This is a genomic window from Leifsonia sp. 563 (assembly GCF_040545055.1).
Lineage (GTDB): Bacteria > Actinomycetota > Actinomycetes > Actinomycetales > Microbacteriaceae > Leifsonia.
This window is the reverse complement of sequence record NZ_JBEPLE010000002.1, coordinates 581,454-605,232: the sequence shown is the minus strand read 5'-3', so window position 1 is coordinate 605,232 and position 23,779 is coordinate 581,454. Positions and strand designations below refer to the sequence as shown.

Annotated in this window: 25 protein-coding genes; 6 read left to right on the top strand and 19 right to left on the bottom strand. The window is 70.8% G+C overall.

Annotated features, from left to right (window positions below; translation table 11 throughout):
• Nucleotides 1-25 precede the first annotated feature (25 nt).
• From ABIC47_RS09830 to infC, 10 genes are all read right to left on the bottom strand, one after another.
• Nucleotides 26-1,252, bottom strand: a complete 1,227-nt coding sequence (locus tag ABIC47_RS09830; protein ID WP_354479862.1) for an acetylornithine transaminase — start codon at nucleotides 1,250-1,252, stop codon at nucleotides 26-28.
• 26 nt (nucleotides 1,253-1,278) lie between these two features.
• Nucleotides 1,279-2,226, bottom strand: a complete 948-nt coding sequence (gene argB / locus ABIC47_RS09825; protein ID WP_354479860.1) for an acetylglutamate kinase — start codon at nucleotides 2,224-2,226, stop codon at nucleotides 1,279-1,281.
• Entirely contained in the window at nucleotides 2,226-3,380 is a 1,155-nt protein-coding gene (argJ, locus tag ABIC47_RS09820; protein WP_354479857.1) for a bifunctional glutamate N-acetyltransferase/amino-acid acetyltransferase ArgJ, read from the bottom strand. The genes argB and argJ overlap by 1 nt, the downstream gene beginning before the upstream one ends.
• Nucleotides 3,381-3,435: 55 nt before the next feature.
• Nucleotides 3,436-4,494: an N-acetyl-gamma-glutamyl-phosphate reductase gene (gene argC / locus ABIC47_RS09815; protein WP_089874951.1), complete on the bottom strand. Its 1,059-nt coding sequence runs from the start codon at nucleotides 4,492-4,494 to the stop codon at nucleotides 3,436-3,438.
• Between the two features lie 331 nt (nucleotides 4,495-4,825).
• The gene (gene pheT, locus ABIC47_RS09810) at nucleotides 4,826-7,369 is read right to left on the bottom strand and encodes a phenylalanine--tRNA ligase subunit beta (protein WP_354479853.1); all 2,544 of its coding nucleotides are present in this window, start codon (nucleotides 7,367-7,369) and stop codon (nucleotides 4,826-4,828) included.
• Nucleotides 7,369-8,409: a phenylalanine--tRNA ligase subunit alpha gene (gene pheS, locus ABIC47_RS09805; protein ID WP_354479850.1), complete on the bottom strand. Its 1,041-nt coding sequence runs from the start codon at nucleotides 8,407-8,409 to the stop codon at nucleotides 7,369-7,371. The genes pheT and pheS overlap by 1 nt, the downstream gene beginning before the upstream one ends.
• 85 nt (nucleotides 8,410-8,494) lie before the next feature.
• Nucleotides 8,495-9,295, bottom strand: coding sequence for a TrmH family RNA methyltransferase (locus ABIC47_RS09800; RefSeq protein ID WP_309857435.1), 801 nt, complete (start codon nucleotides 9,293-9,295; stop codon nucleotides 8,495-8,497).
• Nucleotides 9,296-9,448: 153 nt separating this feature from the next.
• Complete coding sequence (gene rplT / locus ABIC47_RS09795; RefSeq protein ID WP_026307091.1) at nucleotides 9,449-9,841, bottom strand: 50S ribosomal protein L20; 393 nt, start codon at nucleotides 9,839-9,841, stop codon at nucleotides 9,449-9,451.
• A 33-nt stretch (nucleotides 9,842-9,874) separates the two neighbouring features.
• The gene (gene rpmI / locus ABIC47_RS09790; RefSeq protein ID WP_018190164.1) at nucleotides 9,875-10,069 is read right to left on the bottom strand and encodes a 50S ribosomal protein L35; all 195 of its coding nucleotides are present in this window, start codon (nucleotides 10,067-10,069) and stop codon (nucleotides 9,875-9,877) included.
• Nucleotides 10,069-10,725, bottom strand: a complete 657-nt coding sequence (gene infC, locus ABIC47_RS09785) for a translation initiation factor IF-3 (protein ID WP_354480143.1) — start codon at nucleotides 10,723-10,725, stop codon at nucleotides 10,069-10,071. Before infC ends, rpmI begins: the two co-directional genes overlap by 1 nt.
• A 268-nt stretch (nucleotides 10,726-10,993) precedes the next feature.
• Here infC and ABIC47_RS09780 point away from each other — a divergent pair, with 268 nt between their 5' ends.
• Together ABIC47_RS09780 and ABIC47_RS09775 are read left to right on the top strand one after the other, a co-directional pair.
• Nucleotides 10,994-11,368, top strand: a complete 375-nt coding sequence (locus tag ABIC47_RS09780) for a DUF1844 domain-containing protein (RefSeq protein WP_018190162.1) — start codon at nucleotides 10,994-10,996, stop codon at nucleotides 11,366-11,368.
• Nucleotide 11,369: 1 nt separating this feature from the next.
• The gene (locus ABIC47_RS09775) at nucleotides 11,370-13,166 is read left to right on the top strand and encodes a gamma-glutamyltransferase family protein (protein WP_354479845.1); all 1,797 of its coding nucleotides are present in this window, start codon (nucleotides 11,370-11,372) and stop codon (nucleotides 13,164-13,166) included.
• A gap of 12 nt (nucleotides 13,167-13,178) precedes the next feature.
• Here the strand turns inward: ABIC47_RS09775 and ABIC47_RS09770 are convergent, their stop codons facing one another.
• The 3 genes from ABIC47_RS09770 to ABIC47_RS09760 form a co-directional block, all read right to left on the bottom strand.
• On the bottom strand, nucleotides 13,179-14,555 hold the full coding sequence (locus ABIC47_RS09770; protein WP_354479842.1) for a pyridoxal phosphate-dependent decarboxylase family protein: 1,377 nt from the start codon (nucleotides 14,553-14,555) through the stop codon (nucleotides 13,179-13,181).
• A gap of 78 nt (nucleotides 14,556-14,633) precedes the next feature.
• Nucleotides 14,634-16,061: an amidase gene (locus ABIC47_RS09765; protein WP_354479839.1), complete on the bottom strand. Its 1,428-nt coding sequence runs from the start codon at nucleotides 16,059-16,061 to the stop codon at nucleotides 14,634-14,636.
• A gap of 9 nt (nucleotides 16,062-16,070) precedes the next feature.
• On the bottom strand, nucleotides 16,071-17,213 hold the full coding sequence (locus ABIC47_RS09760) for an alpha/beta hydrolase family protein (protein ID WP_354479836.1): 1,143 nt from the start codon (nucleotides 17,211-17,213) through the stop codon (nucleotides 16,071-16,073).
• A 124-nt stretch (nucleotides 17,214-17,337) separates the two neighbouring features.
• Between ABIC47_RS09760 and ABIC47_RS09755 the strand changes: the two genes are divergently transcribed.
• The 4 genes from ABIC47_RS09755 to ABIC47_RS09740 all read left to right on the top strand — a co-directional run bounded on the left by ABIC47_RS09755 (nucleotide 17,338) and on the right by ABIC47_RS09740 (nucleotide 19,995).
• The gene (locus ABIC47_RS09755) at nucleotides 17,338-17,760 is read left to right on the top strand and encodes a GntR family transcriptional regulator (protein WP_354479833.1); all 423 of its coding nucleotides are present in this window, start codon (nucleotides 17,338-17,340) and stop codon (nucleotides 17,758-17,760) included.
• Nucleotides 17,757-18,674 (top strand): ABC transporter ATP-binding protein, encoded by a 918-nt coding sequence (locus tag ABIC47_RS09750; RefSeq protein ID WP_354479830.1) that lies wholly within the window; start codon nucleotides 17,757-17,759, stop codon nucleotides 18,672-18,674. The genes ABIC47_RS09755 and ABIC47_RS09750 overlap by 4 nt, the downstream gene beginning before the upstream one ends.
• Nucleotides 18,671-19,444 (top strand): hypothetical protein, encoded by a 774-nt coding sequence (locus tag ABIC47_RS09745; RefSeq protein ID WP_354479827.1) that lies wholly within the window; start codon nucleotides 18,671-18,673, stop codon nucleotides 19,442-19,444. Before ABIC47_RS09750 ends, ABIC47_RS09745 begins: the two co-directional genes overlap by 4 nt.
• A gap of 206 nt (nucleotides 19,445-19,650) precedes the next feature.
• Entirely contained in the window at nucleotides 19,651-19,995 is a 345-nt protein-coding gene (locus ABIC47_RS09740; protein ID WP_442911219.1) for a DMT family transporter, read from the top strand.
• Between the two features lie 7 nt (nucleotides 19,996-20,002).
• Here the strand turns inward: ABIC47_RS09740 and ABIC47_RS09735 are convergent, their stop codons facing one another.
• From ABIC47_RS09735 to ABIC47_RS09710, 6 genes are all read right to left on the bottom strand, one after another.
• Complete coding sequence (locus tag ABIC47_RS09735; protein WP_354479825.1) at nucleotides 20,003-20,233, bottom strand: hypothetical protein; 231 nt, start codon at nucleotides 20,231-20,233, stop codon at nucleotides 20,003-20,005.
• Nucleotides 20,233-20,784: a DUF2781 domain-containing protein gene (locus ABIC47_RS09730; protein ID WP_354479822.1), complete on the bottom strand. Its 552-nt coding sequence runs from the start codon at nucleotides 20,782-20,784 to the stop codon at nucleotides 20,233-20,235. Before ABIC47_RS09730 ends, ABIC47_RS09735 begins: the two co-directional genes overlap by 1 nt.
• A gap of 19 nt (nucleotides 20,785-20,803) precedes the next feature.
• Nucleotides 20,804-21,856 carry a hypothetical protein gene (locus tag ABIC47_RS09725; protein ID WP_354479819.1) on the bottom strand — a complete coding sequence of 351 codons (1,053 nt, stop codon included), beginning with the start codon at nucleotides 21,854-21,856 and terminating at the stop codon, nucleotides 20,804-20,806.
• Nucleotides 21,857-21,943: 87 nt separating this feature from the next.
• Nucleotides 21,944-22,522 (bottom strand): GNAT family N-acetyltransferase, encoded by a 579-nt coding sequence (locus ABIC47_RS09720; RefSeq protein ID WP_026307088.1) that lies wholly within the window; start codon nucleotides 22,520-22,522, stop codon nucleotides 21,944-21,946.
• Between the two features lie 34 nt (nucleotides 22,523-22,556).
• Complete coding sequence (locus ABIC47_RS09715) at nucleotides 22,557-23,249, bottom strand: uracil-DNA glycosylase (RefSeq protein ID WP_354479816.1); 693 nt, start codon at nucleotides 23,247-23,249, stop codon at nucleotides 22,557-22,559.
• A gap of 8 nt (nucleotides 23,250-23,257) precedes the next feature.
• The gene (locus ABIC47_RS09710) at nucleotides 23,258-23,779 is read right to left on the bottom strand and encodes a phosphoribosyltransferase (RefSeq protein ID WP_018190148.1); all 522 of its coding nucleotides are present in this window, start codon (nucleotides 23,777-23,779) and stop codon (nucleotides 23,258-23,260) included.

Sequence of the window (23,779 nt, the reverse complement as noted above, 5' to 3'; positions counted from 1 at the left end):
TGGATCGGAGGTGGTCGGCGCGGAGTTACAGGGTGGCGAGAGCCCGAGCGAAGCGGTCGCGGAACTCCGCGAGCTCGGCGTCGCCGACGATGAGCGGCGGAGCCAAGCGGATGCTGGACTCGTTGGGGGCGTTGATGATGAGACCGTTGGCGAGCGCGGCGTCGGAGAGGCGGTGCGCCTCGCCGTCCGTGAGGCCGATGCCGATGAGCAGGCCGTGGCCGCGCACATCCCCGATCAGAGGCGACTCGAGCGACCGGATGATCTCCTTCAGCTCCTCCCCGCGCCGGGCGGCGTTGCCGACCAGGTCGGAGCGCTCGATCTCGGCGAGCACGGCGTTGCCCGCCGCGGTCGCGAGCGGGTTGCCGCCGAACGTCGATCCGTGCTGACCCTGGGTGAACAGGTCGGACGCCCAGCCGAACGTCACCAGGGCGCCGATCGGCACACCGCCGGCCATGCCCTTCGCGACGGTGACGGCATCGGGAAGGATGCCCTCGTGCTGGTACGCGAACCAGGCGCCGGTGCGGCCGACCCCGGTCTGGATCTCGTCGATGATCAGCAGCGCTCCGTGCTGCTCCGTGAGCTCGCGCGCCCGCTTCAGGAAGCCCTCGGGCAGGTCGAGGACCCCGGCCTCCCCCTTGATCGGCTCGACGAAGAGCGCGGCCACGTGATCGTCGATGGCCGCTTCGAGCGCCGCGATCGTGGAGTCGATGTGCTGCACTCCGCCGGGCAGCGGCTCGAACGCCTCCCGCATGGGCGGCTTGCCGGTGAGGGCGAGCGACCCCATGGTGCGGCCGTGGAACGCGTTGTTGAGAGCCAGCACCCGCGTCTTCCGGCCGTGCGGGCCACGATTCAGGCGGGCGAGCTTGAACGCGGCCTCGTTGGCCTCCGCGCCCGAGTTGCCGAACAGCACCCGGCCGCGGTCGCCGGCGCCCGTGATGGTGCGCAGACGGCCGGCGAGCTCCAGTTGCGGAGCGGTCGAGAAGTAGTTGGAGACGTGCGCGAGCGTCGCGACCTGACGGCTGACCGCATCCACCAGCACCGGATGCGCGTGCCCGAGCGAGTTGACCGCGATCCCGGCGAGGAAGTCGAGGTACTCGTTACCGTCGACGTCCCACACCCGGCAGCCCTGGCCGTGCGAGAGCATCACCTTGGGCGTCGCCAGCGTGCGCATGATCGTCTCGCCGAACGGTGTGCGCCAAGCGCCGTCGCGCCACTGCGCTCCGGGTGCCGGGCTGTCGGGATCTTCCGTCATGGTCCTGTTCCATTCCTGGTCCTCGCTCACGCGGGCACCACCTCCGTCCCGATGCCGGACTGCGTGAACACCTCGAGCAGGATCGAGTGCGGCACCCGCCCGTCGATGATCGCCGCTTTCTCCACTCCACCGTCGACCGCGTCGAGGCACGCCGCCATCTTCGGGATCATGCCCGATTCCAGCGAGGGCAGCAGCTCGCGGAGCTCGTCCGCGCCGATCTTCGACAGCAGCGAGTCGCGGTTCGGCCAGTCGCTGTACAGCCCGGCGACGTCCGTCAGGATCACCAGTTTGGCGGCCCCCAGCGCGACCGCGAGCGCCGCCGCCGCCGCATCCGCGTTGACGTTGAGCGCCTGGGCCGCGTCGTCGATGTCCGGCGCGATCGACGACACGACGGGGATGCGTCCGGCGGCCAGCTGCGCCAGCACAGCCTCGGGATCCACGGCGACGACGTCTCCGACGAGGCCGAGGTCGACCTCTTCGCCGTCGATGACCGCCGCGCGGCGCCGGCCCTGGAAGAGTCCGGCGTCCTCGCCCGAAAGTCCTGCCGCGAGCGGGCCGTGCTTGTTGATGTTGCCCACGATGTCGCGGTTGATCTGCCCGGTCAGCACCATCCGGACGACCTCCATGGCCTCCGGGGTCGTGACGCGGTAGCCGCCGCGGAACTCCGAGTCGATGCCGAGCCGGTCGAGCATGGCGGAGATCTGCGGACCGCCGCCGTGCACGACGACCGGGCGGAGACCGGCGTAGCGCAGGTAGACCATGTCCTCGGCGAAGGTGCGCTGCAACTCCTCGTTGACCATGGCGTTGCCGCCGAACTTCACCACGATGATGCGGTCGTGGAAGGTCTTGAGCCACGGCAGCGACTCGATGAGGGTCTCGGCCTTCGCCGCAGCGGCCGCGTGGTCGCGTTCGGCTGCGTCCGCAGCCAGGTCTCTCTCGGTCTGGTCGGTGTCCATGTCGTCCGTCGCGGTCATCAGCTGGCGTACGCGCTGTTCTCGTGCACGTAGTCGTGCGTGAGGTCGTTGGTCAGGATGGTCGCCGTCTCCTCGCCCGCGTGCAGGTCGATGAGGATGTGGACCGCGCGCGGCGTCAGGTCCACCAGCTCGCGGGGCTGGTCGGGCTCGCCCGCCGTGCACACCTGCACGCCGTTGATCGCGACGTCGATCCCGTAGGGGTCGAACTCGGCGTCGGTCGTGCCGACGGCGGCGAGCACCCGGCCCCAGTTGGGGTCGTTACCGAAGATCGCGGCCTTGAACAGGTTGCTGCGCGACACCGCCCGGCCGACGATGACCGCGTCGTCCTCGCTGGCGGCGTTCACGACCTCGATCGCGATGTCGTGCGAGGCGCCCTCCGCATCGGCCTGCAGCTGCTCGGCGAGGTCGCGGCAGACGTCCGTGAGCGCTCGGGCGAACTCGTCGTCGCCCGGCTCGACACCGCTCGCTCCGGAGGCGAGGAGCGCGACGGTGTCGTTGGTCGACATGCAGCCGTCCGAGTCGAGGCGGTCGAACGTGACGCGCGTCGCCCGGCGGAGGGCCGCATCCAGCTGGTCAGAGGTCCGCACGGCGTCGGTCGTGATGACGACGAGCATGGTGGCGAGACCTGGCGCGAGCATCCCGGCGCCCTTCGCCATGCCGCCGACCGTCCAGCCGTTCGGCGAGCGGAACTGCGCCTCCTTGGCGCGGGTGTCGGTGGTCATGATGGCCTCCGCCGCGCCGAGGCCGGCATCGCGGGCGAGCGCGTTGGCGGCCGTCGAGACACCGGCGACCAGCTTGTCCAGCGGCAACTGATCGCCGATCAGACCGGTCGAGCAGACGAGGACGTCACCGGCCGAGATACCCAGTTCCGTGGCGACGGCCTCCGCGGTCGCGTGCGTCACCTGGAAGCCCTGCGAGCCGGTGTAGCAATTGGCCCCGCCCGAGTTGAGGACGATGGCGGAGACCACGCCATCTTGGATGACCTGCTCGCTCCAGAGCACCGGGTTGGCCTTGCACCTGTTGGTGGTGAAGACCGCGGCCGCAGCGTTCAGCGGGCCGAGGTTCTTCACGAGGGCGAGGTCGCGCCGCCCGCTGGCCTTGAGGCCGGCGACGACGCCCGCCGCGGCGAACCCGGAGGCTGCGGTGACGCTCACGAGTGTGCTCCCGTCGCCGGCGGTTCCGCCGTCTGGGCAGGGCTCGACGTTCGCGTCACGGTGCGACTCCGTTCACGGTCAGGCCCGCGGTCTCGTCGAGTCCGAGGGCGATGTTGACGGATTGGATGGCCGCTCCGGCCGTCCCCTTATACAGATTGTCGATCGCGAGCACGGTCACGACCCGGCCCGCTGCGGCATCCAGCGCCACTCCGATCAGCACGGTGTTCGCTCCGAGCACGTCGGAGGTGCGCGGCACCACGCCCGCGGGCAGCACCTGCACGAACGGCTCCCCGGCGTACGCCTCCTCCCACGCGGCCTGGACCTGCGCGGCGGTGACGCCGGGCTTCACCCGCGCGGTCGAGGTCGCGAGGATGCCGCGTGACATCGGCACCAGCACCGGCGTGAACGACAGCGTCGGCGATCCGGCGCCAGCCTTCCGCAGGTTCTGCTGGATCTCGGGGATGTGCCTGTGCGTCCCGCCCACTGCATACGGGTTGGCGGAGCCGAGGATCTCGCTGGCCAGGTACATCGTCTTCAGCGACTTGCCCGCGCCCGACGGGCCGACCGCGAGAACCGCGACGATGTCCTCGTCATCGATCAGCCCGGCCTGGATGCCGGGAGCGAGGGCGAGAGAGACCGCGCTCGCGTTGCAGCCGGGAGCGGCGATCCGCCGTGCGCCGACGAGGTGGTCGCGCTGCTTGCCGGACACTGCGGCGCCACTGCCAACGGGCAGCTCCGGCACGCCGTACGCCCAGGCGCCGAAGTGCTCACCGCCGTAGAACGCCGCCCAGTCGGCCGGGTCCTCCAACCGGTGGTCGGCGCCGCAGTCGACCACGACCGTGTCGTCCGGCAGCTGCGCCGCGATCTCGCCGGACGTGCCGTGCGGGAGCGCCAGGAAGACGACGTCGTGCCCGCTGAGCGTCTCCGGGCTCGTCTCCTGCAGGGTGAGGTGCGCGAGCGACCGCAGGTGCGGCTGGTGCGCGATCAGCGGGTGGCCCGCATTCTGGTGCGCGGTGACGGTGCGGACCTCGAAATCGGGGTGCCCGGCGAGGATGCGCAGCAGTTCACCGCCCGCGTATCCGGAAGCGCCTGCGACGGCGACCGAGAAAGTCATGCTTGTTCCTTGTTCGAGTGGACGACGGTTGTCTCGGCGACGGCGGCGCCCACGTCGATCCACTGGTCAGGACCGCCCGGAACGCCGCCTAGCTTCGGCGGTCGCGCAGGCGTCGGCGCATGGCGCGGGCGGCGAGAGCCGCACGCGTCGAAACGGTGCACCGGACGGAAAGCATGGGACAACCCTAGCGCTCCTGCCCGGGCGGTCACCAAATCCGGACCGGGATGCACGCGACCGGTACGCACGCGACCGGTCCGGGTCCGCGGCGAGGGGATGTGTCTCGCCGCGGTCCGGGACCGGTCGGGGGTGTCGCGTCGGGATCGCGTGACGGCTACTCGCGGATCGTGGCGCCGAACAGCTCGCCGGCGCGCGCGGCTCCGGCCAGCTTGGCCTCGCTCGCCTCGGCGGCGGTGAGGGTGCGGTCGTCCGCGCGGAAGCGCAGCGCGAAGGTCAGGCTCTTGTGCCCGTCCGGGAGTCCTGGGCCGCGATAGTCGTCGACCAGCCGGATGTCTTCGAGCAGCTCACCGGCACCCGCGCGGACGGCCCGAAGCAGCTCTCCCGCAGGGACGTCCTCGCGCACGACGAGCGAGAGGTCCTGCGTCGCGGCCGGGAAGCCCGCGATGACACCGGCGACGATGTCGACCGGTGCAACGGCGATCAGAGCGTCGAGGTCGAGCTCGAACACGGCGACGACGCGTGGCAGGTCGAGGTCGTGGGCCAGGGCCGGGAGCAGCTCTCCGGCGTAGCCGACCGGGACCTCGGCTCCGTCGGCGCCGCGGGCGACCAGGCGCGCCGTGCGGCCCGGGTGCAGCGCCTGGTGCGACGACTGCACGAGGTCGACCGTCACGCCGACGGCTGCGGCGGTCTGCCGCACCATGTCGAGCGCATCCACCAGTCCGGCCGGCACGGCGGCCAGGCCCGGCTGCTTCTCGACGGCGTTGCCGACGACGAGGCCCGCGAGGTGGCGCGGCTGCGCCGGGATGCCCGCGTTCAGCCCGGCGAGGATGTCGGCTCCAGGAAGCGCGGCACCCGGCGGAAGCGTCTCGCTGCCGATCGACCCCTCCGAGGGGCGGAAGACGGTGCCCAGCTCGTAGACCTTGAGGTCGATGAGCCCGCGCGCGAGGTTGCGCTTGGCGGCATCCAGCAGGCCGGGGAGCAACGACGTGCGCAGGTACGGCGCGGTGGCGTCGAGCGCGTTCGCCAGCCGTGCGGCGAGTACGCCGCCCGCCTCGGCGGAGCCGAAGAGGTCGTTCTGGGCCTCGCTCACGAACGGGAAGGACAGCACCTCGGTTGCGCCGTTGTCGGCGAGCGTCTGCGCGACAGCGCGACGCAGGCGCTGCTCGCGCGTGAGCCCACGGCCGGGAGGCGCCACCGGCAGCACCGACGGGATGCGGTCGTAGCCGACGATGCGGGCGACCTCCTCCGCCAGGTCGGACTTGTCACGGAGGTCGGGGCGCCACGTCGGCGGCACGACCAGCAGGTCGTCGCCTGACTCGGTCACCGTCCCGCCGATCTCGGCGAGCGCTCCGCGCACCTCGTCGTCGGTGAAGTCGACGCCGATCAGCGAGGCGATGTACCCCTTCGGCAGGCGGATGGCCTCGGCGGTCTCCGAGGCGTCCAGCAGCGAGCCGAGGTCGTCCGCGCGGCCGCCGGCGAGCTGCTCGAGCAGCTGGACGACGCGTGCCGCCGCGGCGACGGCGACCTGCGGGTCGACCCCGCGCTCGAAGCGCTTGGACGCCTCGCTGGGCAGCTTGTGACGGCGTGCCGTCCGCGCGATCGACACCGGGTCGAAGTTGGCGGCCTCGATGAGCACGTTGCGTGTGCCGTCGCCGATCTCGGTGGAGGCGCCGCCCATGACGCCCGCCAGGCCGATCGCGCCGGAGTCGTCGGAGATGACGAGGTCTTCCGGGTCGAGGGTGCGGGTCTGGTCGTCGAGGGTGACGAGCTTCTCCCCCGGCGTCGCGCGTCGCACGACGATGCCGCCGGACAGCTTGTCGAGGTCGTAGCCGTGGATCGGCTGGCCGAGCTCGAGCATGACGTAGTTCGTGATGTCGACGACGAGCGAGATCGACCGGATGCCGGCGAGCTTGAGGCGCGCGATCATCCACGGCGGGGTCGGGCGGGACCCGTCGACGTCGCGGACGACGCGGGTCACGAAGACGCTCGCGCCGACACGGCCGCGGATCGGCGCGGTGTCGTCGACCGTCACGCTGAAGCCGCTCGGGTGATCGGCCACGGAGCCGACGGGCACCGCATCGGCCGGGTCGCGGAAGGCCGCGCCGGTCGCGTGCGAGTACTCGCGGGCGATGCCGCGGATCGAGAACGCGTACCCGCGGTCGGGGGTGACGTTGACCTCAACGGCGGCGTCGTCGAGCCCGAGCAGGGCAACGGCGTCCGTCCCCACCTCCGGGTCGAGACCGAGCGTCGACAGGCGGAGGATGCCGTCGTGGTCCTCACCGAGGCCGAGCTCGCGGGCTGACGCGATCATCCCGTCGGAGACGTGCCCGTAGGTCTTGCGCGCGGCGATCGGGAAGGGACCGGGCAGCACGGCGCCGGGCAGGGTCACGACGACCTTGTCACCCTCGAAGAAGTTGCGCGCGCCGCAGACGATGCCGCGCACGTCGGCACCGCCGTCGGCGGCGTTCTGACCCTCGGGGGCGACGCGCACCTGGCACCAGCGGATGGTCTTGCCGTTGCTCTGCGGCTCCTCGACGAACTCGAGCACCTGACCGACGACGATCGGGCCGCTCAGCTCGAAGGTGTGGATGTCCTCCTCCTCGAGTCCGACGGACACGAGGGCGGCGTGCACCTCCTCCGGGGTCGTGCCGGGCTCCAGGTCGACGAACTCGCCGAGCCAACTCAGGGGGACGCGCATCAGACCACCATTCCGAACTGCTGGGAGAACCGGACATCGCCCTCGGCCATGTCGCGCATGTCCTTGACGTCGTTGCGGAACATCAGGGCCCGCTCAACGCCCATCCCGAACGCGAAGCCGGAGTAGACGTCCGGGTCGATGCCGGCGGAGCGCAGGACGTTGGGGTTGACCATGCCGCAGCCGCCCCACTCGATCCAGCGGGCACCGCCCTTGAACGTGGGATGCCACAGGTCGAGCTCCGCGCTCGGCTCGGTGAACGGGAAGTAGTTGGGGCGCAGGCGCACGCGCGCCTCGTCGCCGAACAGCGTCTTGACGAAGTGGTCGAGCGTTCCGCGCAGGTGGGCCATGGTGAGGCCCTTGTCGACCGCGATGCCCTCCGTCTGGTGGAACACCGGGAGGTGCGTCGCGTCGAACTCGTCGGTGCGGAAGACCCGGCCCGGGGCGATCCGGTACACCGGCAGGTCGTCGCCCAACAGGGCGCGCAGCTGCACCGGGGAGGTGTGCGTGCGCATCACGAGGTGCGCGTCCGTCGGCTCGACGAAGAAGGTGTCCTGCATGGCGCGCGCCGGGTGGTCGGCGTCGAAGTTGAGGGCGTCGAAGTTGTACCACTCGCTCTCGAGCTCCGGGCCCTCCGCGACCTCCCAGCCCATGCCGACGAAGACGTCGGCGATGCGCTCCTGGAGCAGGCTGAGCGGGTGCCGGGCACCGGGCGTCCACCGCGACGGGAGCGCCGTGACGTCGACGGCCTCGGCGGTGAGCTGAGCAGCCTCCTCCGTCGCGGCGATCTCGGCCTCTTTGGCGGTGAACGCCTGGGTGACGCGTGCGCGTGCGCCGCCGACGAGCTTGCCCGCCGCCGCCTTCTGATCGCCCGGGAGCGAGCGGATGCTCGCGTTCAGCCGGGCGAGGGGCGAACCCTCGGCCGTGTGGTCGTGGCGCACCGCCTTCAGGGCCGCCGAGTCGTGTGCGGCGTCGATCGCGGCGAGCGCCGCGCTGACCGCCGACTCGACCGCGGATTCGGTGATCTCCGTGGAATCTGACACGGTCACCCAGTCTAGTCGGCGCGAGCCCGGCATCTCGGCGCGGCGACCGGCCTGTGGCTGGAGCCCGCCTGTGGAGAAAACGCGCTCAGGAGCGCTGCGCGAACGCCGACTCGTAGAGGCAGACGGAGGCGGCCGTCGCCAGGTTCATCGACTCGGCCTTGCCGTAGATCGGGACGGTGACCACCCGATCCACGAGCTCGAGCAGCTCGTCGGCGAGCCCGTGCGCCTCATTGCCGAACACCCACGCGGTCGGCCGCGCGAGCTCGCCGTCACGGCGGGCGGACAAGAGGTCCTCCCCCTTGATGTCAGCCGCGAGCACCTGCAGGCCCGCAGTGTGCGCCCGTCCGACGACGTCGCCCAGGTCGGCGCCGACCGCGACCGGCAGGTGGAAGAGGGATCCGGTCGTCGAGCGGACCACCTTGGGGTTGTAGAGGTCGACCGTGCGGCCGCTCAGCACCACCGCATCCGCCCCCGCCGAGTCGGCTGCGCGGATGATCGTGCCGGCGTTGCCGGGGTCGCGCACCTCCTCGAGCACGGCGACGAGCCGCGGCGAGCCGGCGAAGATGTCTCGGATGGAGGTGGGGAACTGCCGCGCCACGGCCACGAACCCCTGCGGCGTGACGGTGTCGGCCATCGCATCCAGCACGTGCTCGGAGACGAACTCCACCTCGATTCCGGCGTCGGACGCCGCGCGAGCGATCTCCGGGTACCGCTCGAGCGCCGTCGGCGTCGCGAACAGGTCGACGACGAGCTCCGGACGGAAGGCGAGGGCCTCCTCGACGGCCTGCGGCCCCTCCAGGAGGAACAGCCCGGTCTCGGCACGGGCCGGGCGCTTGGCGAGCTTGGCGACGGCCCTGACGCGCGGTGAGCGCGGGTTGTCCAGCATGGCACCAGCTTAGGGGCGGACGGCCCCGCGCCCGTGGGTCGCAACACGCCGTTATGGCCGAGCCATAACGGCGTGTTGCGTCCCACCGGCGTGACGGGCACGCAGAACGGCCCGGCCGACGTGGGTCGACCGGGCCGTTCGTGGATGCGCGTGTTACGCCGCGGCGTCCGCCTTCGGGGCCGACGTGTCGGCCGGCAGTGCCTTCTTGGCGGTCTCGACGAGGGCCGCGAAGGTCGCGGGCTCGTTCACGGCCAGCTCGGCGAGGATGCGACGGTCCACCTCGACGCCCGCCAGGGCCAGGCCCTGGATGAAGCGGTTGTAGGTGAGGCCGTTGGCGCGGGAGGCCGCGTTGATCCGCTGGATCCACAGACGACGGAAGTCGCCCTTGCGCTTGCGGCGGTCGTTGTAGGAGTAGACCAGGGAGTGGGTGACCTGCTCCTTGGCCTTGCGGTACAGGCGCGACCGCTGACCGCGGTAGCCCTCGGCGCGCTCGAGGATGACCCGACGCTTCTTGTGGGCGTTGACCGCCCTCTTCACTCTTGCCATTAGTCGATTTCCTTCTTAAGTGCGTGTCGGGGGTTACTTGCCGAGCATCCGGCGGATGACCTTGGCGTCCACCTCGGGGACGACCTGCTCCTGGTTCAGCCGGCGGGTGCGACGGCTGGACTTGAGCTCCAGGTTGTGGCGCATGCCGGACTGCTGCTTCATGACCTTGCCGCTGCCGGTGATCTTGAAGCGCTTCTTGGCGCCGGAGTGGGTCTTCTGCTTGGGCATTACTTCTCCTCGTTCGTCGCCTGGGCGGGCGAACTCTCGTCGGACTGAGCAGCGTCGACTGTCTCAGCAACCGCGTCCTGGTCGCGCCCCTGGGCGCGCGCCTTGGTAGCGGCACGTACTGCGTTGGCCTCGGCCTTGGCCTCGGACTTGTTCTTCACCGGGCTGATGATCATCACCATGTTGCGCCCGTCGATCGTGGGGTTGGACTCCACCGTGCCGAGCTCGGCGACGTCCTCCGCGAAGCGCTGCAGCAGACGCACGCCCTGCTCCGGTCGCGACTGCTCGCGGCCTCGGAAGAGGATCATGGCCTTCACCTTGTCGCCGGACTTCAGGAAGCCTTCGGCGCGCTTGCGCTTGGTCTCGTAGTCGTGCTTGTCGATCTTGAGGCGGAAACGGACCTCTTTGAGGATCGTGTTCGCCTGGTTGCGCCGGGCCTCCTTGGCCTTCTGCGCAGCCTCGTACTTGAACTTGCCGTAGTCCATGATCTTTGCGACCGGCGGCTTGGAGTTGGGCGCGACTTCGACCAGGTCGAGGTCGGCCTCCTGCGCGAGTCGCAATGCGACCTCGATCTTGACGACACCGACCTGCTCTCCGCTGGGGCCGACGAGTCGTACTTCGGGGACGCGGATACGGTCATTCGTACGGGGTTCGCTGATGTCTGTCTCCTCTGATCAAGCGATTCTTCGCGAGCCACGGGCCGTCGGTGACGGTCCGGCGAAAGAGGAGGTTCCACGCACCAGCGTGGCCTGCGATCTGACGATCACAGGCCTGGTACAGCACCCTGACTACCCTCGCGTTCGCACGCGGTGGCGGAGTGCAACGACCCGGTAACCTATAAAACGGTCAAGCGCGGGTGGGAGGAATCTCCACTTTCGTACCGGGACAGAAGTCCCGGAGCCCGAACGATTCTAACAGAGGAATGCAGTGAGCGACACATCCTTCACCTTCGACGACTCCGGCCACGACGAGGACGGTGTGGCCGAGGCCACCCGCGACATCGCCGAGGTGCCCGCCGTCGAGGTGATCACTACCACCGCAGTGCACCTGATGAGCGCCGCCGCCGTCAAGTGCGGGCTGGCGGACGACCCGGAGCACCAGACGGATCTGGATGAGGCGCGCAAGCTGATCGACGCCCTCGCCGGCCTCGTCACGGCGAGTGCACCGCACGTGGGCGACCAGCACGCCAGGAGCCTCCGCGACGGGCTCCGCTCGCTGCAGCTGGCCTTCCGCGAGGCGTCGGCGATCCCGGACGAGATCGGCAAGGGCCCCGGCGAGAAGTACACCGGCCCGGTCAGCTGACATGGCGTTCACGCCGCCTCCCGCGTTCACGACGCGTCCCACCCTGCAGGGGACGTTCGGCATGAGCGCGTCAACCCACTGGCTCGCGACAGCGGCTGCCCAGGCCGTGCTGGAGCGCGGCGGCAACGCCTTCGATGCGGCAGCGGCGGGCGCCTTCGTGCTGCACGTCGTCGAACCCCACCTGAACGGCCCGGGCGGCGACCTCGTGGCGCTCTTCGCCACGGCGGACGACCCGACGCCGGTCGTGCTCTCCGGCCAGGGCCCCGCACCTGTCGGGGCGACCCGCGAGCATTACCTCGCGGAGGGGCTCGAACTGGTGCCGGGCTCCGGCGCGCTGGCCGCGGCCGTCCCGGGCGCCGTGGATGCGTGGCTCCTCCTGCTGAAGGACCACGGCACCTGGGAGCTCGCCGACGTGCTCGCGTTCGCCATCGGCTACGCGGAGGGTGGGCATCCCGTACTCGAGCGGGTGTGCGCGACGATCGAACGCGTCGCTCCCCTGTTCGCCGAGCACTGGCCGACGTCGGCCGAGCGCTGGATGCCCGGCGGCCGCATCCCGGAACCCGGCGAGCTGATCGTCGACCCGGCGTATGCGCGGGTGCTGCGCGGCCTCATCGCCGCGGGCGACGGCGCAGCGAGCCGGGAGGAGCGGATCGAGGCGGCGCGCACGGAGTGGGCGACGGGATTCGTCGCCCGAGCCGTCGAGGAGTTCGTGCGCACCCCGCACCGCCACTCCGACGGAGGCGACCACGCCGGCGTCATCGCGGCATCGGACTTCGCGGGGTACCGGGCGTCGTACGAGTCGGCGGTGACCCTCGAGTTCCGCGGCCACACCATCGCGAAGACAGCCGCGTGGAGCCAGGGGCCGGCGCTGCTCGCGACCCTCGCCATCCTGGACGGCTTCGACGACGACCGCCTCGATCCGTCGACCGAGCTCGGCGCGCACACGGTGCTGGAGGCGCAGAAGCTCGCCTACGCCGACCGCGACGCCTACTTCGGCGACGACGATGTGCCCCTCAGCACGCTGCTCTCGCCCGCCTATGCGGCCGAGCGTCGCGCGCTGATCGGCGACCGGGCGTCCGCCGAGTTCCGTCCGGGGGTGCTCCCCGGCCGCGAGCCCTTCACACCGCCACTGCGCACCGCGTACACCCCACCGTCCGGCGTCGCGGCGGAGGGCGTCGGAGAGCCGACGGTGTCGCGGACCGGCGAGACGCGCGGAGACACCTGCCACATCGACGTCGTGGACCGCTGGGGCAACATCGTCTCGGCGACGCCGTCCGGCGGCTGGTTGCAGTCGTCCCCGACCATCCCGGAGCTGGGGTTCTGCCTCGGCACCCGCCTGCAGATGACCTGGCTGGAGGAGGGCTCCGCGTCCACCCTGACGGCCGGGCACCGGCCCCGCACGACGCTGACGCCGACCCTGGTGCTGCGCGACGGCGTCCCGGTGACCGCACTCGGCTCGCCCGGCGGTGACCAGCAGGATCAGTGGCAACTGCTGTACCTGCTGCGCACGATCGTGGGCGGCTACTCCCCGCAGCAGGCCGTCGACGCCCCGGCGCTGCACACCACCTCCATCGCGGAGTCGTTCTGGCCACGCACCTGGGTTCCCGCCGGCGCGGTCGTCGAGGACCGCCTCGGCGACGGCGTCATCGCGGGTCTGGAGGCGCGCGGCCACCGGGTCACCCGCGCCGGCGAGTGGACGCTGGGCCGCCTGTCGTCCGTCGGCCGCGACCCGCAGACGGGCGTGCTGAGCGCCGCCGCCAACCCGCGCGGCCAGCAGGGCTACGCGGCCGGTCGCTGACGGCGCGGCGCGTCAGGCCACAGCCTCGACCGCGCGACGGACGGCGGCGACCGTTCGGGCCGCCTCCTCCGCGTCGGTCAGCCAGTTGCTGACGGAGAAGCGCAGCACGGCCCGGCCCTGCCAGGTGGACGGGGACGCGAGGGCGACACCATCGGCGAGGAGCGCCGCCCCGACCGCACGGGTGCGGTCGTCGCTTCCGAAGGACGCGCACACCTGCGTGTAGACGACCTCGTTGAGCACCTCCGCACCGGGCATGCCGCGGATGCCGTCGGCGATCACCGTCGCCGCGTCCGCCAGCTGCTGGACCAGCTCGGCCACGCCGAGGCGGCCGAGCTGCGCGAGCGTCGCGTACGTCGTCAGCCCCCGGGCGCGGCGAGAGAGCTCCGGGACGCGGTCGCTCGGGTCGGCCACGTCGGCGGAGGAGGCGAGGTACGCCGCGTGCTGGGCCATCGCACCGTGCAGGGCGGCAGGATCGGCGACGACCGCGATGCCGCAGTCGTAGGGGACGCTGAGGGTCTTGTGCGCATCCGTCGCCCACGAGTCCGCGCCCTCGATGCCGTCGGTCAGCGCGCGCAGGCTTGGGGCGGCGGCGGCCCAGAGCCCGAAGGCGCCGTCCACGTGCACCCAGGCGCCTGCGTCGTGCGCGATCTCGATCAGTTCCGCGAACGGGTCGAACGCGCCCGAGTGGATGTTGCCCGCCTGCAGCACGACGAGCGCCGGGCCATCGCCGTCCGCCAGGGCCTCGCGCAGAGCCTCCGGCAGCATCCGCCCCTGCCCGTCCGCCGCCACGACCCTCCCGCGCCCGAGCCCGGCGAGGTGAGCGGCGCTGTCCACCGAGCCGTGCCGCTCGGCGCCGACCAGCACGCGGATGCGCGGTGACCCTGCCAACCCGTCGCCTGGGTCCCATCCGGCCCGTCGCAGCAGGTCGTCGCGGCCGCAGGTCAGGCCGACGACGTTCGCGACCGTCGCGCCCGTGACGAACCCCACTTCCGCGGTGTCGGGCAGCGCGAGCAGGTCGAGGAGCCACTCGGCCGCGAGTTCCTCTGCGCCGGCGACCCCGGGCGTGACAGAGCGGAGACCTGTGTTCTGGTCCCACGCCGACGTCAGCCAGTCGGCGGCCAGCGCAACCGGCTGCGCGCCTCCCATCACCCAGCCGTGGAACCGGGGCGAGTGGATGCGCATCAGCCCCGGCTCGATCGCCGCCGACATCCGGCGGATCACCTCGACGGGGGCCGGGCCACGGTCGGGCAGGGCGCGGCCCAGCGCATCCTTCACCCGCTCGACGTCGGTCTCGGGCGGGATGCGCCCGTCGCGGATGCCGTCGAGCCAACGCTCCGCCGACCGCACCGCTTCGTCGAGCGGCTCCCGAAATCCCTCCGGATCAGTCACACGCGCATGCTAGTGCGGCCCGTGGTGCTCGTTGATGCTGCGTTTCGGGGGCCGAATGCAGCGCCGGCGAGCGCCTCGTCACCAGACGGGCGGGCGGCGATCCGTCCAGCGGAGGCGGCGCTCCAGCTGCGCGGCCAGCGAGAGCAGCGTCCGCTCGCCGCCGGGGCGCCCGATCAGCTGCACACCCATCGGCAGGCCGTCGGCGGTCTGCGACACCGGGAGGACGATCGCCGGGAGGCCGGTGACGTTCAGCATGGACGTGAAGGGCGTGTACTGCACCTGCTGCTCGAAGTTGCGCTCCCCGTCCTCCTGGTCGTACCAGCCGACCGGGCGCGGGGTGAGCGCCATCGCGGGCGTCAGCACGGCGTCGAACGACGACAGCTGACGGATGAAGGACCGCTCGTACGCGGTCAGCGCCGAAAGCGCCTCACTGAGCTCGCGGGCGCTGAGCGCGCGGCCGCGCCCGACCAGCCACGCCGTCAGCGGCTCGAGAAGCGCGAGCGTCTCCCCCTCGGCCGGGATGCGCGCCGCGCCCGCCTGCCAGATCGTGCGGAACGCCGGAGCGTACGTGTCGTCCGGCTCCAGCGCCGTCTCCTCGACGCCGTGCCCGAGAGCGGAGACGGCGTCGACGGCAACGGCGAGCGCCTCGCGCGCCTCCGGCGAGATACGGATGTCATAGGCGCTGTCCCAGGCGGACGTCGTCATCACGCCGAGCTGGAACCTGCCCTCCCCGCGCACGGCGGTCCCGAGGAACGGACCATCGTCGTCGTAGGGAGCGCGCAGCGTGTAGTGGTGGTCGATCCGGCCGTTGCGCTTCGCGATGATCCCGTCGAGCAGCAGTGCCGCATCCGCCGTGGTGCGCGCGATCGGCCCGTCGACGACGAGCCCTGCGAGCGACTCGATCCCGCTGCCGGCGGGCACCAGCCCGCGGGAGGGCTTCAGTCCGACGAGTCCGCACGCGGCGGCGGGGATGCGGATGCTGCCGCCGCCGTCGGACCCCGGGGCGAAGGGCAGCATCCCGGCCGCCACCGCGACCGCGGCCCCGCCGCTCGACCCGCCGGCGCCGAGGTCCGGGTTCCAGGGGTTGCGGGCGGGCGGCGCGGCGAGCGACTCCGTGTAGGCCGGGAGCCCGAATTCGGGCGCGTTCGTCTTGCCGAGGCTCACCGCACCCGCCGCATCGAGGGTCTCGACGATCTCGTCGCTGGCGCCGGGAACGAAGCCGGCCATCGCGCGGGAGCCGAACCCGGTGGGAACGCCGGCGCGCATCCACAGGTCTTTGTCGCCGGAGGGCAGCCCCCACAGCGGGGCGGTCTTGGGCACGCGCTCGGCCACCTCGTCGGCCCGCTCGAGAGCCTGCTCGCGCGTGACGGTGACGAATGCTCCCAGCTCGGGGTTCAGGCGTTCGATGCGGTCCAGGTAGTGAGTGGCGAGCTCCCGGGGCGACACCCGCCCGGACTGGAGTTCCTGCCAGAGGGCGAGCGCCGTCAGCTCGTGGAGGTCGGCCATGGGGCCAGGCTAGCCGACCGCGCCGTCCTCCCGCGCCGGCTGCAGGAACTCGATCACGGCGGCGTTGAACGCAGCGGGGTCGACGTTGTACTCCCAGGTGTGCTCGGCCGGCGGGAGTTCCACGAGCCGGACCAGGCGCGGGTTGGCCATGGCGAACAGGAGCGACGACGACAGCGGCACCTCGCGGTCGCCATCGGAGTGCAGCACGAGTGTCGGGACGGTGAGTCTCCCCGGTCGCGACCAGTCGAGCAGGTCGAAGTCGATCGGTTCGGGCAGGCCCGCCTTCTCGGCCGTGACCGGATCGGCGAGCGCCCGGATCGCGAGAGACCCGACCCACCCGGGAAGCCCGCGCTCGGCTGCCACGTTGCGGATCGCCGCGCGCCAGTCGGTGACCGGCGCGACGAGCACGAGCCGATCGATGGCCGCCCGGTGCGCGCTCCGCTCGGAGAGCTGCAGTGCGAGCGCTCCCCCGAGCGACCAGCCGACGAGCACCACTCGCTCGGCGCCGTGCGCGAGCGCGAAGGCGATCGCCGCATCCACGTCCTCCCATTCGCTCTGCCCGAGCTGGGAGGCGCCGCCCGGCACGGTCGGCCCCTCCCCGTCGCCGCGGAACGAGACGACGAGGGAGGTCATGCCGAGCGCGTCCGTCGCCGGCACGGAGCGGAGGGCCGTCACGCGCGTGCTGTTGTGCCCGTGGATGTGGATGGCCCAGGTGACCGGATGCCGGGGCTCCTCCGGCACGATCACCCACGCCGGCGCCGCTCCGCCCGGCACCGGGAGCAGAACCTCCCCGTATCGTCGCCGAAGCGCGGCCGGATCGGGGTGGAGGTGTCCCGTCCACACCCCCTCGTCCGCCGCCGACAGGTCGCCGGTGACCTCCAGCAGTTCTCGGGCGACGGTTCCCGCGTCGCGGTCGTAGGCGACGGCGTGACCGACGACGGCGTGCCCGCCGTCGCCGAACCAGAGGCCGAACTGGCCCCGGTGGAGCGTGCGCCGGTCGGCCTCGAGCGTGACGGTCGTGTCGGTGCTGCCGTGGATGCGGGTCTGCGGCCGCGGGCCGGGCGCGACGATCGCACGCGCGAGCGCGACCCGGGCACGCCGGACGCACCACAGCCCGCCGGCCCAGAGCAGGCCGGCCGCTGCGACGGCCACGAGAATCCACCCCATACCCGGGGGACGAGACGAGGTGCCGCTTCGTGACGCGGAAACCGGCTCTTGACATCGCACACCCAGCCTGGTTGGTTAGTTACATGAGTAATGAACCGGTGAAGCTCGCGTGATCGACGAAGGCAAGCCGATCTTCGTCCAGATCGCCGAGCAGATCGAAGACGACATCATCGACGGGGTCTACCCCGCCGAGACCCAGGTGCCGTCCACGAACGAGTTCGCCGCCTTCTACCGGATCAACCCGGCGACGGCGGGCAAGGGCGTGAACCTCCTGGTCGACGACGGAATCCTCTACAAGAAACGAGGGATCGGAATGTTCGTCTCCGACGGCGCCCGCGAGCGGCTCGTCGCCAAGCGCCGCGACGCGTTCAGCGACGAGTACCTCCGCCCGCTGCTCGCCGAGGCCGCGAAGCTCGGCATCGGCGCAGAGCAGCTGACCCGCATGATCCGGACGGCCGCCGATGAGCGACCGGCCACCCCGCACATCCAGACGACGCCGACGGCGTCCCCGTCGAAAGGAGTGAGCGCATGAGCGCCGCCCCCGCCCCGACCTCCATCGCTCCGGCGGTGCAGGTGTCGGGCCTGACCAAACGGTTCGGATCGTTCACCGCGATCGACGACGTGTCCGTCACCATGAAGCCGGGCCGCATCCACGGCCTCCTCGGCCGCAACGGCGCAGGCAAGACGACGCTGATGCAGCTCATCACCGGGCAGGACTTCGCCACGCAGGGCGACATCCACGTCTTCGGCGAGAAGCCGACCGAGAACCCGCGCGTGCTGCAGAACATCTGCTTCATCAAGGAGAGCCAGCGGTACCCCGAGGACTTCCAGCCGAAGCACGTCCTGCGCAGCGCGCCCTGGTTCTTCGAGAACTGGGACGCCGAATACGCGGAGCAGCTCGTGGACGAGTTCCGGCTGCCCCTCAACCGGCGCATCAAGAAGCTCTCCCGCGGACAACTCTCGGCGATCGGCGTGATCGTCGGACTGGCGTCGCGCGCGCCGCTGACGTTCTTCGACGAGCCCTACCTCGGACTGGACGCCGTCGCGCGCCAGCTCTTCTACGACCGCCTGCTCGAGGACTTCTCCGAGCATCCACGGACCGTGGTGCTCTCGACGCACCTGATCGACGAGGTGGCGAATCTCCTGGAGCACGTCATCGTCATCGACCAGGGCCGCATCCTGATGGATGAGGACGCCGAGACCCTGCGCACCTCCGCCACCACGGTGGTCGGCCCGCGCGGAGCCGTCGACGAGTTCGTCCGGGCCCGCGAGGTGCTGCACCGCGACGGCGTCGGCGGCCTCGCCTCCGTGACCGTCGCCGGCCTCAGCGCCTCCGACCGTTCCCAGGCAGCGGCAGCGGGACTCGAACTCGCGCCGGTGTCCCTCCAGCAGTTGATCGTCCGCAGGACGGATGTCCGTGAGACAGGAATCGAGCAGACCGCATGACCATCGCGAACCCCGCACCCGCGCTGATCGCCGCTCCCGCGCTGGGGCGCCGCGTCTGGCGCGTCGTGCGCCTCAATCTCGTCAACAAGTGGACCGTGATCTGGATCCCGGCCATGATCATGCTCTTCATCGGGCTGGTGAACTGGCTGATCTGGTGGATCATCTGGGCTGCGGCCGCCCCGGCCGACCGTGCGGACGCCGTGGACGGCACGCAGTGGAACGGCGGAGCGTTCTACATCTTCGTCTACATGCTGGTGGTGGCCGTCCAGGTCATCACGGGGACGTTCCCCTTCGCGCTCGGCTACAGCACCACCCGGCGCGACTTCGCACTCGGCTCGGGGCTGACCTTCCTGATGCTCGCCGCCGGCTATGCCGTCGGGTTCACGCTGCTGTCGGCCATCGAGGAGTGGACGAACGGCTGGGGCCTCGGCGGCCACCTGTTCACGTCGGTCTACTTCGACGGGGAGAGTCTGGGCGGCCGCCTCTTCACGGTGTTCGCCACCATGCTGTTCTTCTTCGCCGTCGGTGCGTTCTCCGCTGCGCTCTTCATGCGCTGGCGGATGAACGGCATCCTCGCCGCCGGTGCGGTCTTCATCCTGCTCGTGGTCGGCGCCATCGCGCTGATCACCCTCACGCAGAGCTGGCCGGCTGTGGGCGACTGGTTCGCCGCGAACGGCCCCTTCGGTGTCTCCGCGTGGCTACTGCTCCCGACCGCGGTGGCGGCGATCGCCGGGTACGCGGTGCTCGGGCGGGCGACCCCGCGCAGTTGAGCGGACCGGCGGATGCCGGGCATGGACGTGGCCGGGAGTCTCGCGCTCCCGGCCACGGTTTCATGCCATCGGCCTCACTCGGCCGGCGCGGTCTCCACGCCGTCCGACGATGTCGTCGAGGTCAGGCTAAGCCGCTCCTGCGACGCGCGACAGAACGTGCGGTGAACTCATAGCGGGATGCGAGAACCCGCTCACCGTTCGCTAGCGTGTCTTCCGTGCTGGGCTACCTGTTTCTCGCCGTCGCCATCGCGACCGAGGTCGTCGCGACGACGTTCCTCAAGTTCACCTCCGGCGACAACCCGAAGTGGTGGGCCTTCGTCATCGTCGTCGTGGGCTACGTCGCGTCGTTCTTCGCGCTGTCCCTGGCTCTCGGCCGCGGCGTGCCCCTCGGCATCGCCTACGCGATCTGGTCGGCCGTCGGCGTCGCGGCGATCGCGATCATCTCCTGGGTGTTCTTCAAGGAGTCGCTCACCTGGGTGCAGATCGCCGGACTGGTGCTCGTGATCGGCGGCGTCGGACTGCTCGAGCTGGGCGCGAAGCACCCGGCCTAGCGGTCGGTCAGGCCGAGCCGACGAACGCGCCGAGCGCCTCGTCCAGCGTCCGGGCGGGGGCGATGTACTCGTAGCGGGCGCCCTCCCCGGCCGGGATGTACTCCCCGTCCGGCGTGACGGTCACCGCGCCGAGCAGACGGCCTCGGCCGAGCTCCGCATCCTCGTCCGGGAAGGAGTGGTCGTAGACGTCGTAGCGATCGCCGTCCTCGTAGACGGTCAGGTCTTCCAGCAGCGGCATCAGAACCTCCTCGTGAACGGCAGCGGTTTGCGCATCCGGATGAGCAGCAGCAACGGCACCAGCACGTACGGCCCGTTGTAGAGCAGGAAGACGATCGGGTTGGGCGTGCGCTGCCCCACCGGACCGAAGAACTCGACCCCGAAGATCGGGATGGCCGTGAGGCTGATGATCATCGTCGCGTAGATCACGGCGAACAGCTGGATCCAGTTGAAGCCCTTCACGAGGCAGATGACCAGGAGCACGTAGAAGGGCAGATAGACGAAGGCGCTCGTCCCGGTGATGAACCGCAACCAGAGCGGCTCCTGCATGTAGAGCGGGTCGTACTGCGACGAGTACGTGTAGTTCCACTGCGCCAGGATGTTCGTCGTCGTCGCGGTCTGCGGGATCCCGAGGGTGGGGATCGCGTCGCTGATGATGCAGGTCACGATGAACAGCGAGAACATCACGATGAAGAAGATGTCGACCGGACGCTTGCGCAGAGGCAGGTTGGCGGGCGTCACCGGTGCGGTGGCGACTCCGCTCGTCGCGGTTCCAGGGGTCACGGTGCTCACGCGGCGAGCCTAGCGCCCGTCAGCCGGTGTAGCCGACGTTGAGGAGCACCTGTTTCGCCAACGCCGTCTGCTGCTCGGGCGTGACGCCGTCGTAGCCGTGCACCTGTACCCAGCCGCCGTCCGCGATCACATTCAGCTCGCCGTCCGGGCTCCGGTACGCGGATGCCCCGACTCCCGCAACGTCGACGGATCCCGCTGGGCGCACCTTCTTCGCGTACTCCGCCCCTCCTGGCAGTACGCTGACGCTGATCGAGGCAGTGTCCGATGCATCCTCCGACAGCCACGTGCACCAGTACCCGCCGACCTGGCGGTCGATGTCGAAGAGCGACACCGAGTATTCCCCGGCATCGCTCTTGACCACCCGCGCGGAAGGCAGGCCGCCGAGAGAACCGAGCTGGTCCGCCGTGGCCAGCCCGTCGCATCCGGTCGCGCCGGTCAGAGTCGGAGACGGCGTCCACAGCGGGCCAGGGGCTGCGAGAGCCGAGACCACGCCGTAGATCTGTTGGAGCGCGATGGCGTCGGCGTCCGGGGGAAGGGGCACGTTCGATCCGGCCATCACATTCCCCGAACCCCCGTAGTGCACGGTCAGGAAGACGAAGCCAAAGGGTTTGTCGCCTGCGCGAAGAGTGTAGGCATCCGGTCCGGCAGCCGGGTAGTGGATTCCTCCCCCCTGCTCGCCGTTCAGGTATCCCTCGAACGACTCGCGCGTCACCTCGGGGCCGACCACGGCGGTGAGTCTCAGGACGTCGGCGCTGGACACGTCGGCACCGTTCGACCACGAACAGGTGAGCGCGCCGACGCGTTCGTTCATCCACGACGACAGGTACGGGGTGTGCGACGACTCTTCGGGAACGAGACCCGTACCGATCCGCGCGAGCACTCTCGCCGGCACGAGCTGGTCGCACGTGGTCGGGACGCGGACGGGCTGCGTCGTGATGACCGGGGTCGGCGTCGGAGTGGGCGACGCCGTATGCGGCGTCGGCTGAGCCCCGGGAACGCTGTGTGCACATCCGGTCAGGATCAGCGCCAGCGCAGCGGACACCACGAGACTTCGAGCAATGCGGCCGTTCATATTCCCCCCTCGGCATGCGCCCGGAACGGGCGCTCAGGAGAACGCTAGTGGATGCCCGAGCCCGTGATACCGGGCGTTGCCGAAGCGTTACTTCAGCGACTTCTGCATCAGCACCGTGCCGAGCCAGCGATCGAACTTGTAGCCGACGCGGCCCATCCGGCCGATCTCGGTGAACCCGAAGTTCTCGTGCATCCGGATGGACGCCTCCGCGCCCTTGTCGGCGATCACCGCGATGATCTCCTTGAGTCCCGCCGCCTTGGACCGGTCGATCAGCTCCTGCATCAGGACCGGACCGAGGCCCTTGCCGGTGGATGCGGCGCCCAGGTAGATCGAGTTCTCGACCGTGAACCGGTACGCGCGCTTCTGCTTCCACGGCTGCACCAGCGCGTACCCGAGGATCTGGCCGGACGGCGACTCGGCCACGATGAACGGCATCCCGAGCTTCTTGAGGTACGCGTACTTGCTCTTCCACTCGCGCAGCGTCATCGCATCCTCGTCGAAGGTGACGGTGCTGTTGGCCACATAGTGGTTGTAGATCTCACGGATGTGCGGGAGATCCTCGGGCCGCGCCTCGCGGATCGCGTACTCGAACGGCGCCTCCGTGGGCGCGGGCTTCCGCAGGTGCCGCGGCAGCACCCGACGTTCCTGGTATTCCTCTTCCAGCACCCGTCAAGCCTACGTCGCCCGTATTGCGTGCGGGTTACGGTTCGAGCGACCAGTCGACCGGTTTCTCGCCCAGCTTCGTGAGCAGGGCGTTGGCGCGCGAGAAGGGCTTCGACCCGAAGAAGCCGCGCGACGCCGACAGCGGGCTGGGGTGCGCCGACTCGATCACCGGGTTGCCGTCGAGCAGCGGAGTGAGCGTCGCCGCATCCCTCCCCCACAGGATGGACACGAACGGCCGGCCGCGCGCGACGAGCGAGCGGATGGCGTGGTCCGTCACGGCCTCCCATCCCTTTCCGCGGTGCGAGGCCGGCTCCCCTGGACGGACCGTGAGCACCCTGTTGAGCAGCATGACTCCGTGGTCGGACCACGCGCCCAGGTCGCCGTGCGGCGGCGGCACCACGCCCAGATCGTCGCGCAGCTCGCGGTAGATGTTCTGGAGGCTGCGCGGCAGCGGGCGCACGTGCCGGTCGACGGCGAACGACAGCCCGATGGGATGCCCGGGCGTCGGGTACGGGTCCTGCCCAACGATCAGCACGCGGACGTCGGCGAGCGGAGCGCGGAACGCCCGTAGGACAGCGTCGCCGGCGGGCAGGTAGGGGCGCCCGGCGGCCACCTCGGCGCGGAGGAAGTCGCCCATCGCGGCGATGCGGTCGGCGACGGGCTCGAGGGCGGCCGCCCATCCCGGGTCCATCGAACCGTCGGCGGCCAGCTCCGCCAGCGTCTTCGGCACGGTCCCGCTCAGTGGGTCGCGGCCGTCACCGGCGGGAGGGCGGACCACGGGAAGGTGATCCAGCGGTCGGTGCGTCGCCAGACGAAGTCGGGCTCGAGCACGGTCCGCGGCTTGGAGTAGAGGCACACGGTGCGGACGTCCGCGCCGGAGGCCGCGATCAGGTCGACGACCATCGCGAGGGTCCGGCCGGAGTCGGACACGTCGTCGACGAGCAGGACGCGCTTGGACTGCAGGGCCGCGGAGTCGAGCATCGGCGGGAGGACGACGGGCTCAGGCAGACGCGTGTCGACGCCCGTGTAGAACTCGACGTTCAGTGCGCCGCACGCCTTGATGCCGAGGGCATACGAGATGGCTCCGGCGAGCAGCAGGCCGCCACGGGCGATCGCGACCACCATGTCCGGCTCGAACCCGGACTCGACGACCTCGCCGGCCAGATGACGTGATGCTTCACCGAACTCCAACCAGCCGAGGACCTCCCGTTCCGCCTCCTGAAGGACGTCTGCACCGGAATCGTCGAGTTCGCTGGCCAT